Annotated in this window: 9 protein-coding genes; all 9 read right to left on the bottom strand. The window is 31.1% G+C overall.

What is annotated here, in order from left to right; all coding sequences use genetic code 11:
* Nucleotides 1-211: 211 nt before the first annotated feature.
* The gene (locus RR539_RS09390; protein WP_332483761.1) at nt 212-1,702 is read right to left on the bottom strand and encodes a hypothetical protein; all 1,491 of its coding nucleotides are present in this window, start codon (nt 1,700-1,702) and stop codon (nt 212-214) included.
* A 149-nt stretch (nt 1,703-1,851) separates the two neighbouring features.
* On the bottom strand, nt 1,852-2,394 hold the full coding sequence (locus RR539_RS09395; protein WP_332474553.1) for a GNAT family N-acetyltransferase: 543 nt from the start codon (nt 2,392-2,394) through the stop codon (nt 1,852-1,854).
* Between the two features lie 62 nt (nt 2,395-2,456).
* Nucleotides 2,457-3,395: an alpha/beta hydrolase gene (locus RR539_RS09400; protein WP_332474561.1), complete on the bottom strand. Its 939-nt coding sequence runs from the start codon at nt 3,393-3,395 to the stop codon at nt 2,457-2,459.
* Between the two features lie 87 nt (nt 3,396-3,482).
* Nucleotides 3,483-3,944 carry a DUF805 domain-containing protein gene (locus RR539_RS09405; RefSeq protein ID WP_332474554.1) on the bottom strand — a complete coding sequence of 154 codons (462 nt, stop codon included), beginning with the start codon at nt 3,942-3,944 and terminating at the stop codon, nt 3,483-3,485.
* A 120-nt stretch (nt 3,945-4,064) separates the two neighbouring features.
* Complete coding sequence (locus tag RR539_RS09410) at nt 4,065-4,532, bottom strand: HAD family hydrolase (protein ID WP_332474555.1); 468 nt, start codon at nt 4,530-4,532, stop codon at nt 4,065-4,067.
* Nucleotides 4,533-4,574: 42 nt separating this feature from the next.
* Nucleotides 4,575-5,309, bottom strand: coding sequence for a phosphate ABC transporter ATP-binding protein (locus RR539_RS09415; protein WP_332474556.1), 735 nt, complete (start codon nt 5,307-5,309; stop codon nt 4,575-4,577).
* Nucleotides 5,287-6,123, bottom strand: a complete 837-nt coding sequence (locus RR539_RS09420; protein WP_332483760.1) for a PstA family ABC transporter permease — start codon at nt 6,121-6,123, stop codon at nt 5,287-5,289. Before RR539_RS09420 ends, RR539_RS09415 begins: the two co-directional genes overlap by 23 nt.
* Nucleotides 6,113-6,973 (bottom strand): phosphate ABC transporter permease subunit PstC, encoded by an 861-nt coding sequence (pstC, locus tag RR539_RS09425; RefSeq protein ID WP_332474558.1) that lies wholly within the window; start codon nt 6,971-6,973, stop codon nt 6,113-6,115. Before pstC ends, RR539_RS09420 begins: the two co-directional genes overlap by 11 nt.
* A gap of 85 nt (nt 6,974-7,058) precedes the next feature.
* Nucleotides 7,059-7,952 (bottom strand): phosphate ABC transporter substrate-binding protein, encoded by an 894-nt coding sequence (locus tag RR539_RS09430; RefSeq protein WP_332474562.1) that lies wholly within the window; start codon nt 7,950-7,952, stop codon nt 7,059-7,061.
* Between the last annotated feature and the right edge of the window lie 124 nt (nt 7,953-8,076).

The following is an 8,076-nucleotide window of genomic DNA, read 5'->3' on the forward strand; positions in this document are numbered from 1 at the left end:
TATCCATATTAAAATTATTATAATAGGCTTTAAATTTCTTTTCATGACTATTCCCTCCCTTAGGTATAGTCATATACTACATATAAAATATTAATATTTTACATAATAATTTATTAAGAATTATTAATATTTAAAAAGAGGCTACAGGATTATATCCATAGCCTCTCTCATTTACAAAATCCAATATATGTTTACATTCTAGTATATAGAATTATTTTTTTATTTTATTTGTAACTATTTTAAGTTTTTCCATTATTTCATCCTTATTTTCCATTATCATTTTATACTCTTTACTACATAAAATTGAAGTGAAATCAAAGTCTCTAGCAAAGCACCTTGGAATTTCATTAGTCACCCACATTTCACAACCTTCATATGGATTTGCAGTACCTACATATAGACTATTACATGAATCTACAAATAATAATCTTCCACCATAATTCTTTCCATTATCAAACCCATTAACACAAACCGGCTTAAAGCTAACTCCATCCTCTGACATATACATATTAAAACCAAATGGATATTTTAATCTATTAAGTTCCTTAACTATTAACATATAAAGATCTATTAGCAGGTTAGTAAACTTATCTCCTATCATTCCTATTAACTCTTCCTTATTTGCTAAAAGAGTATTTAGTATAAGCTCCATATTAATAGCATCGTCAAATGTTGTTACAAAAAGTCTTCCCTTATACTCTTCTATTTGCCATGCATATACATTAAATGGATTATTAAATCCAGGTCCATAGTGGTGTTTACATCTACTATTACAACAACATTCATCATCATCAAAAATTGAACCTCCAACAATAACTTCCCATCTATCTTTCTTATCTACTCTAACTATTTCACAGCCTATAGGTAATAACCATGATATAGGTAATATTTTGGTCATAGATAGATACACATGTTCCTTAAATACACCTATACTTAAAGAGTAGGTATTTAAAGGACAATCAAATCCATTTTCAGCTATCTTAACCCATTTGTTCATTTCAGGTTCACAACCCTCTGTTCTGTATAAGGCAACACCCTTTAAACTACTTGTAGCAACATATAATTTATTATTGAATACAACCATATTTGAAATTTGTCCCTTAGGATTCTTATCTGGGTCGAATCCTGGTTTACCTGAGTCTATCACAAGATCAAAAGGAAAAAACTCTGGATCAGTACTAGAATAAAGAAGTGTTATATCTGAGATGCTTGTCTCATCTATTGCCCCAACATAAATTTTACCATTATGTGAAACCATTGCCCTTGATGAAGTACCTTGAATAGCACCCTCTTGAACCTTAAACCAGTTAACTCCATTAGTAGATTTTAAAATTTCTACATTTCCTCCATATGAAGCTGCATATAAACATTTCATTCCATTATATGGATTATGCCCTACTATATATCTATATCCTGATATAGTCGATTGTATATCAGCTTTATGAACTAACTGCCATCCCTTTAGTGAATTCTTTTTATATCTCCATATTTCAGGACTATTATCTAATTGTTCTGGAGTAATTAAATCAGGAGTATTAACATTAGGATCAATTTTTATAATGTTATATGGTACATTTCTTCCTGTTCCTACATAAATATAATCACCAAGTTCTTCTATTGACCAAGCATAATTATTCTGCCTCCCATTTATGAGATTTTCTTCGTCTAGCCCATTTTTAGGACTTATTTTATAAAAACTCATATATATCTCCTCCTTTTACAAGCATAATATTCAACAAGTATTTATTTGTTATAAATATCAAAATAATTATGTTGTAAATTGTAATTTTATAGTGTTTTTTATCTAACTATAAAAATGAGAATATCAAATTTTGATATTCTCATTTACTATTACATGAAATTTAGGTACTCTTCCCTTGTTATGCTATAACACTTATTAATAACCTTTTTATTATTTAATCTTATAAAAACATCCTCACCTGTGAATCTATAATTAAACCCACTCTTTTCTATAACTCTCTGAGAATTAGTATTATCTATTGTATGAGCAATCCATAAAATATTAAGTCTAAGCTCTATAAATGAATATCTTATTATTTCCTTAACTGCCTCAGGCATATATCCTTTTCCCCAATAACTAGGGTTTAAACAATATCCAACTTCCATCTGACCATCCTCTTTAATAACACCTTTTGGAACTCTATTATGTACTGCAATTGACCCAATTAACTTATTCTCTGACTTTAATACTACTGCAAATGAACCATCGACCATAAGCATTTTAACAATTTCTTTCGACTCTTCCACACTCTTATGTGGCATCCATCCTGCTCTCGGTCCAACTAAATCTGTTTTTGCATACTCATATAAATCTAAATAATCCTCTTCTCTAAAAGGCCTAAGTAATAATCTTTCTGTTTCAAGACTTACCATATTTATCCCCCTATGACTTTAAAATATTATATATTGATTTTACTATATATATTTTCCCTTTTTTATTTATCCTGTATATCCATCTGTAAATTTAATAATTCTATCCACTTATAAATATACTCATATACCTCACCCTTATTAGTCTCATTAAGCATCTCATGTCTTCCACCCTCATATAACTTAAGAGTTACACCCTTAATATTAAGGTCCTTATATTGCTGATATAATCTTTGTACAGACTTACCCATCTTACCTACAGGGTCCCTATCACCTGATATAACTAGTATATTTATATTCTTATTAATTCCATCTAATCTATATTTCTTATATAATCTTCTTAGTCCTGAGAATAGGTTCTTATAAAAATTAATAGAGGGAATAAACTGACAGTATCTATCATTAATATATTTTTGTACCTGCTCATCATCACGACTTAACCAGTCAAACTTAGTCTTAGGTGACTTAACACTTCTATTAAACCCACCAAAGGCCATTTTATCTATTAATCTTGCAGGCTTACTATCATCTATTAATACACTTTGAATATTAGCAGCAATATTTCCAAGTATAATATCTACTCCATCATTTTTAGCTGAACCTGAAAATATAATTCCATCTATATCATTAGAATACTGGATTAAATACTCTTGAGCTATAAATGAACCAAAACTATGTCCTAGAATAAATAGGGGTATACCCTTAAATCTATCTCTTATGTAATCTGATAAAAACTTCTTATCCTTTACAATTCCATAGAATCCTTCTTCTCCAATATAACCAAGTCCCTTATCCTTACCTGTTTCACCGTGTCCCCTATGATCCGATGATATAACAATATATCCCCTTGAATTAAGATAATTAGCAAACTCATCATATCTTCCACTATGTTCCACCATCCCGTGGAAAATGTGTACAATTCCCTTAGGACTCTCTACATTTGACCATATATATGTGTATAAATTCTCACCAAAGTGAGGTATTATCTTCTCTTCTCTATTCACCAAAGTCACCTTCCTAGTCATTTTTCTCATTATTATACCACTAATAAAAAAAGGTGGTTTAAAAACCACCTTTAAAACTAATATTTATTATATACTTTCTATTATTCTATCCTCTGCCTTTGGATCTATTCCATACTTATTGTCTCCACTTTGACCATTAATAAGTGTGAATACGAATATAGTTAGACAACATCCTGCCGCTACTAAGTATCCTCCAATCAAGAATATCTCAAGTGAACCACTTGTTACTCCCATTGAAAGTCCAAATGCCTCTAATATTTGAAAAATATATGTTGGGGCAAGCATTAGAATAAAGTATCCACTTTTCCCTATATCGTGAATTCTTCTAATTGTACAAGATAAATTTGGAACTATAATTGCAACTGAATATATCCAAGGTAAAATCTCTCCAAGACCTATAAATGAACCTAGTACAGTAAGTGAAATAAGAATAATTACATCGAATAAAAATGACATCCAGTATTCTTTACGCCTTGACCTTCCTTTAAAGTCTAGCGTTCTTTTCCATCTTAAAATATACCAACTCATGTAATCCCTCCAAAACATTTAATCGATATATTGTATAGATAAATATGGATTAAATTGCCTATATTTTAGAAATTCACAAAATATTAATATATTACAATAAATAATAACTCTACATAACTATTAATTTCTTAAGGTAGCTATCATTCTCTTAGGATTAAGAATAAGATCTAGTGCATCATCTATCGTGTTTATAACAATATCTACACTTGATATAAGCCTACCACTTATTCCCTCCCCCTCTATAATTCCTATAGATAGGGCTGCTACAGTGCACATCTGAATATCATTGAACCCGTTTCCTATACATAAACATTTTTCAGGTGAGAGATTCTCTACAATTCTTCGCTTATGCTGCCCTGCACCTTCACCCTCAAAGGTAATTATATTAAGTCCTACTTCATCACATTGAACTCTAGCATCTCCATATGTATCTGCTGTTAATACAATGCAGTTAACCATAGAAGTTAACTTTCTAATCTTCTCTCTAATTGATGGCTTAATTACACCACCTACTGCAATTGTTCCGTTATAGTCAAACACTATGTTTTCAATATTAATTTCTTCTCTTCCTGGTATATTTATAATCATATCCTACTCCCCTTAATATTACTTAAACTACTTAAGCACTTACTACATATAACTTATATATTCCCTAGTTTCTCTGCACTTTGGAGAATTAAATAATTCTTCAGTATCTCCAAACTCTATAAGATTTCCACTTTCAATAAAAGCAGTGTAGTCTGATATTCTTCTAGCCTGGGCTAAATTATGGGTTACTATTAATATTGTGTAATCTAATTTAAGCTCCTTTAAAAGCTCCTCAATAATACTTGTATTTCTAATATCAAGTGCTGAACATGGCTCATCAAGTAATATAAGTAGTGGCTCAACTGCAAGACTTCTAGCTATACATAACCTTTGTTTTTGACCACCTGATAGGCTTCTAGCATCTGATTTTAATCTATCTTTAACTTCATGAAATAACCCAACAGCCTTTAACTTCTCAATAACTATACTTTCAATTTCACCCTTAGACTTATTCTTAAAATATTCAAGTGCATAACTTATATTTTTATATATTGAAAAAGGAAATACAGCAGGTGTTTGACTTATAAGACCTACCTTCCCTGCTACCTTTTCCCTAGTTAAATTATTTATATTTTCACCATTTAAAAGAACTTCCCCAGATGCATTCCCATAACTTAAGCTTTTATTTATTACCTTAAGCAGTGTAGATTTTCCGCATCCTGAAGGTCCTATTATCGATGTTATTTTTCCCTTATATATAGGAAAATTAATATTAGATAGTATCTGCTTATCATCTACATTTACATTTAAATTATTAATTTCTATTAGCTTGTCCATATTTATCTCCTCCAACTAGTATCCTACAAACAAGGTTTGTCCCTATTAACATAATCATTAGTACTGCTGCTGTTCCATATGCCATTTCCATAGATATTCCCTCACTTACAAGTCCATATAAATGATATGGAAGTGCCATAAAAGGCTCTAAAACACCTGGGCTACTCTTACCTATAAGCACAGCACCTGTAAACATAATAGGAGCAGCTGCACCTATTCCATAGAACACTCCAACAATAATTGATGAAAGAATTTTATTAATGGTTTGAGGTAGAACAATTTTAAATATTGTATGTATCTTAGATACTCCTAGATTAAGTGAAGCATCTATTATGTCCCTATCAACCTCTTTAAAAATCTTCTCTACCCTTAAACTTATAAATGGAATAATCATAATAGCAAGTGTAATACTGGCGGCTAACACGCTTCTTGGTATATTAAGCCTAACTATTAAAAAACTATATCCAAACAGTCCAATTACAACAGATGGTATACCTGATATTCCTTGGATAGATAACACAAGCAGACTATATAACCTTTTGCTATTACAGTAGAATACAAGATATATTGCAGACCCTATTCCAAGCACCGATGCAATAAGTCCTGAAAGTATTCCTGTATAAGCACTGCCTACTATAGCAGGAAATATTCCTCCCTCAGTACCAAGAGGCATACCCTGTGGCCCCTTAAATATAAAATCTAAATTAATAACCTTAAATCCTTTAACAAGTGAATATAAAAATACAAATACAATAATTAAAACAACAACTATTCCACTTAAAATACTCCAAAGCTTAACTAACCTATCCCTCATATTTTTTTCTTCCTTTCATCATAAAGAAACTAATATTACATGTAAGCACAATTATAATAAGAACAAGTGCAGCCCCATAAAGCCCACTATAGTGAATACTTGAGTATTCTACACTTCCCATTTCAAGTGCTATAAGTGATGGGATAGTCTCCCCTTTTCCTAGAAGACGTGGGAAAATAGGTGAATTACCTATAACCATCATAACCGCCATAGTTTCTCCTATAGACCTTGAAAAAGCAAGAACGCAGCTTAACATAATAGCAGGTGTAATCGATCTTAATATAACCTTTCTAAATGTATACCACTTAGATACAGAAAGATTAAGTGATGCCTCATCATAAAGCTTTCTTCCCTCTTCAATAGACTCATAGCAGTTATCTATTATAAATGGAAGAATCATAATAGCTAGCAAAATAGCCCCTGCCAGCATACACTCACCTGATGTCATATTAATATTATTCTCAAAAAACTTAACAATAACAAGTAGTCCAACAAATCCAAATATAACAGATGGAATACCTGCTAGCATTTCTACAAATGACAGTATAATATTACGGGTGACCCTCTTAGTGTAGTATGAAAGAAATACAGCACATCCAAGTCCTAATGGAAGTGCAATAATAAGTGATAATAGTGATATGTATATACTTCCAAGAATAAAGTAGAGTATTCCATATTCATTTCCTAAAGGATTCCACTGGGATGAAAACAAAAACTCTAAAGCACCTATACTTTTAAAAACAGGTATAGACTCTTTAACTATAAATCCAATAACAAAAACAATAATAATAGCTGTAAAAAAGGTAACCCCTTTTATTAAGCCCTCAAAAATCCTATCTTTAACCTTCATAATATCTCCTACAAAAACAAGGCTTAGAAAACTCTAAGCCTTAGTTTATTAACAAAGATCATAAAACTTGTTTTATGATTTATTTTTATTTTGCTGGAATGAATCCCATTTCTTCAACTATTTTAAGACCATTTTCTGACATTACATAATCCATAAATGACTTTTGCATTGGATTCATTTCACCCTTATTTATAACAATAAGAGGTCTTTGAATCTTGTAGCTACCATCTAAAATAGTTTCCTTAGTAGCATCTACACCATCAACCTTAAGTGGTGAGATTTTACCCTTGTTTTGGTTTGCAACACCGAATGAAGCATAACCTATAGCATATTCATTTTCAATAATTTTAGAAACAAGTGCTCCCATTGAAGGTGCTTGAATAGCTTCCTTCTTAACCTGAGCGTCTCCCATTATCTTCTTTTGGAATACCTCATGTGCTCCACCACCAATATCTCTAGTAACAACTACTATTTCCTTATTAGGTAGTGTAGGATCTACTTGATTCCAAGTCTTAAATTCACCTGAGAAAATCTTCTTAATTTCATCAGTTGTTAAGTTATCCTTAACCTTTAGAATTTTGTTCTTAGGATTAACTGAAATAGTTAATGCATCTATACCAACCTTAGTTTCCTTAAGCCCTTCTATCTTAGCCTTCTCATCATTCTTAACTCCCCTTGCAAGCATACCAAAATCTGATACACCGTCAGCTACTGACTTAACACCAGCACCTGAACCACCTGAAGAAACATAAATAGTAATATCCTTCTCTGGAAGTGAAGAATCAACCTTGTTCCAAGTCTTATTTTCCTCTGTGTAATTAGTTGCTATCTTAGAAATAACCGGTGCAAGTGTTGAAGAACCATTAAACATAATTTGTGATACTTCTACCTCAGCCTTTTTCTCCCCTTGGCTACATCCAGTAAAACTAAGTAGCATAGTAAGAGCCATACCAACTGCTACTAAACTTTTTGATTTAATCATAAAATTCCCCTCTTTTCTGTAACATTCTACACTATTATACATTTGTTACAGAAAATTATTAAATTTATAAAATCTATACATTAAAGTATATATATTAAGTTTATCTATACTACTCTGTATA

It is taken from the genome of Clostridium sp. (assembly GCF_036639235.1).
In the GTDB taxonomy this organism is placed as follows: Bacteria; Bacillota; Clostridia; order Clostridiales; family Caloramatoraceae; genus Clostridium_AB.

Coding starts and splice junctions, on each gene's coding strand:
- RR539_RS09390 (WP_332483761.1), bottom strand. CDS start 1,702: ATGAGTTTTTATAAAATAAGTCCTAAAAATGGGCTAGACGAAGAAAAT.
- RR539_RS09420 (WP_332483760.1), bottom strand. CDS start 6,123: ATGAGGGATAGGTTAGTTAAGCTTTGGAGTATTTTAAGTGGAATAGTT.
- RR539_RS09405 (WP_332474554.1), bottom strand. CDS start 3,944: ATGAGTTGGTATATTTTAAGATGGAAAAGAACGCTAGACTTTAAAGGA.
- RR539_RS09415 (WP_332474556.1), bottom strand. CDS start 5,309: ATGGACAAGCTAATAGAAATTAATAATTTAAATGTAAATGTAGATGAT.
- RR539_RS09395 (WP_332474553.1), bottom strand. CDS start 2,394: ATGGTAAGTCTTGAAACAGAAAGATTATTACTTAGGCCTTTTAGAGAA.
- pstC (WP_332474558.1), bottom strand. CDS start 6,973: ATGAAGGTTAAAGATAGGATTTTTGAGGGCTTAATAAAAGGGGTTACC.
- RR539_RS09410 (WP_332474555.1), bottom strand. CDS start 4,532: ATGATTATAAATATACCAGGAAGAGAAGAAATTAATATTGAAAACATA.